This window comes from Desulfonatronospira sp. MSAO_Bac3 (assembly GCF_003838035.1).
Lineage (GTDB): Bacteria > Desulfobacterota > Desulfovibrionia > Desulfovibrionales > Desulfonatronovibrionaceae > Desulfonatronospira > Desulfonatronospira thiodismutans.
This window is the reverse complement of the sequence record NZ_QYZY01000014.1, coordinates 1-3,004: the sequence shown is the minus strand read 5'-3', so window position 1 is coordinate 3,004 and position 3,004 is coordinate 1. Positions and strand designations below refer to the sequence as shown.

General features: G+C 53.7%; 2 protein-coding genes. Both read left to right on the top strand.

What is annotated here, in order from left to right; translation table 11 throughout:
• Positions 1–270: 270 nt before the first annotated feature.
• Complete coding sequence (locus D5S03_RS00290; RefSeq protein WP_287042357.1) at positions 271–2,526, top strand: TRAP transporter permease; 2,256 nt, start codon at positions 271–273, stop codon at positions 2,524–2,526.
• Between the two features lie 3 nt (positions 2,527–2,529).
• Positions 2,530–2,994, top strand: a complete 465-nt coding sequence (locus tag D5S03_RS00285; protein WP_008869013.1) for a universal stress protein — start codon at positions 2,530–2,532, stop codon at positions 2,992–2,994.
• Positions 2,995–3,004 lie beyond the last annotated feature (10 nt).

Here is a 3,004-nt window from a genome sequence, read left to right as displayed (position 1 = left end):
CAGGCTCTGTCCGGCGGTACTTTATAAGTGTCAATTAATCCTGGTCCCGTTACGTAATCATTTTTTGGCCGGGAGGTGTCCGCCCCCCTGCGACACCGGAACCATATCCGTTTTTTCCCGGGTCTTCATGACCCGCCGGCCCCATGACGGGCAGCCTGCAGCTTTAAATTCCCGTATGAGACAACAACATCCTGATTAATCTCTGCCGCAATCCGGCACAAAGACCTACTCTTCCCGAATGGATAACCGCCAAAATAACAGGTAAACCACATGAGCGAACAAGCCGGAAAAAACAACACTCTTGAGGAAAACCAGAAGACCACGGGAAATCAGGACGGACAGGACAAAGCACCACCCACGACAAAAGAAGCCAGAGACCTGGTGGTCATGGTGGAGGCCGGGGTCAGGGATCCCAAAAGCATTGTTGCCAGATGGATTATTGTTCTGCTTTGCCTGGCCTGGTCCATTTTTCAGCTGTCAATAGCTCATGACCCCATAAATTCGCATATTGCCAGGATCTGGCACCTGGCTTTCGCCATAGGACTGACCTTTCTGGTTTATCCGGCTTACAAACAGCATTCCACACCCTTCTGGGTCAGCCTGACGCAAAAGATTATTCCATCTTTTGCCAGCAAATCCATCCGTAAAACCATTCCCGTATACGACTGGATATTTGCTGCTCTGGGCATGGCTTCTGCTCTTTACTTATGGTGGGATTTCGACAACCTTATTTTCCGCCAGGGCATGCCCAACCAGACCGATATTGTCATGGGCTTTATCCTGATTGTCCTTTTGCTGGAAGCTGCACGCCGGGCCCTGGGACCGGCCCTGTCCATTCTGGCCGCCATCTTTCTGGCCTACAACTTCATTGGCCCTTATCTCCCGGAAATACTCAGACACAGGGGCATTCCCCTGGACTTCATGATCAGCGACATGTACCTGACCACCACCGGGATTTTCGGAGTGCCTCTGGGAGTTTCCGTATCCTTCGTATTTCTTTTCGTACTGTTCGGAGCACTGCTGGACCGAGCCGGCGGGGGAAAATATTTTATAGACGTGGCCTTTTCCGCCCTGGGAACCTTCAGGGGCGGACCGGCCAAGGCAGCGGTACTGGCTTCGGGTATGACCGGCATGATCTCCGGTTCTTCCATAGCCAATACAGTCACCACCGGGACCTTTACCATTCCCCTGATGAAAAAAGTAGGGTTCCCGGGACACAAGGCCGGGGCGGTAGAGGTGGCCGCTTCCACTAACGGCCAGATCATGCCTCCCATCATGGGAGCCGCGGCCTTCATTATGGCTGAGATCATCGGCATACCCTACTTAGACGTGGTCCGGGCCGCCCTGTTTCCAGCCCTTATAGCCTACCTGGCCCTTTTGTACGTGGTCCACCTGGAATCTCTTAAAATGGGCATCAAGCCATTACCGCGCAAGGAACTACCCAAATTCTGGAAAACCGTCCTCAGGGGATGCCATTTTATAATTCCTCTGGCCATTCTGATTATCTATCTGGTTGTGCTGAGACGCTCTCCTGTTGCTTCCGCCCTGCATGCCATCCAGGGACTCATGGTTATCATGCTGGTGCAGCGGCCCATTATCGCCTTTCTCTCCCTGGGATATCACCGCAAAGCCGGCACCCTGGACCCGGACCTGGACCTGAAGCGCTACATCGGCGGGGCTTTTGTGGACGGCCTGCGTGACCTGTGGGACGGCCTGATCATGGGAGCCAGAAACATGATCTCCGTGGGCATAGCCACAGCCACGGCGGGCATAATCGTGGGCGTGGTCTCCATAACCGGTCTTGTGGGCCGATTCGTAAATATCATTGATGTGCTCTCCATGGGCAACATGGCCCTGATGCTTGTTCTGACCGCCATGACCAGCCTTATCCTGGGCATGGGCATGCCTACAACCGCCAATTATATAATAATGGCCACCCTCACCGCGCCGGTCATTCTACACCTGGGCGCGGACATGGGCATAATTTTTCCCATCATAGCCATTCACCTGTTTGTATTCTATTTCGGAATCTTGGCGGACGTCACCCCGCCGGTGGGCCTGGCCTCCTACGCCGGAGCGGCTATAGCCAGGTCCGATCCCATCAAGACAGGGGTGCAGGCCTTCTATTACAGTCTTAGAACAGTTATTCTGCCTTTTATATTTCTGTTCAATACGGAACTGCTAATGATTGCCGGGGTGACCGCAGCCGGAGGAGTAATATGGCTGGATGATCCTGTGCGCCTGGCCTGGATATTCTTTTCCGGACTTATCGCCATGTTCGCCTTTGCCTCTGCCCTTCAGGGCTGGCTGGTGATAAAATGCAGGTGGTACGAAAGGCTGTTTCTGCTTCTGGCCTGCGCCACCGCCTTCAGGCCGGGCGCATTTGAGGTCTACCTGCCCTTTGACCGCCTGGGAATGCAGATCCTGGGGGTATGCATGTTTTTCGCCGTATATATATTCCAGAAAATCAAGGTCCGGAGATTTCAGAAATTCATGGCCTCCAGGGCCCAGGAAAAAGGAGAATAAATCATGTACCAGCGCATTCTTGTTCCGGTTGACCTGCAGGAAGAAGACGAGCGCCTGCGCAACCTTGCTCTGCAGAATGCAGTGGAACTCTGCAGGTTTTATAATGCCCGCCTTTATGTGCTTACTGTTGTTCCGGACCTGGGCATGCCCGTAGTGGGCAACTATTTTCCCCAGGACGTGAGCAGCCAGATTGTACGCGAGGCTGAAAACCTTCTTCATGAACATGTGACCAGTCACTTGCCCCAGGATCTGGATATCCAGCATATAGTGGCCCAGGGAACTGTTTATCGCCGCATCCTGAAAACCGCCAGGCAAGTCAATGCCGACCTTATAGTCATCCCGGCTCATCGTCCTACCCTGACGGAATACTTTATCGGCTCCAACACCTCCAGGGTGGTGCGCTACGCCGGGTGCTCGGTGCTTGTCGTCCGCTCAGAACTGGACCAGAACATCATTTGCGTGCGATAAAGGCAGACTT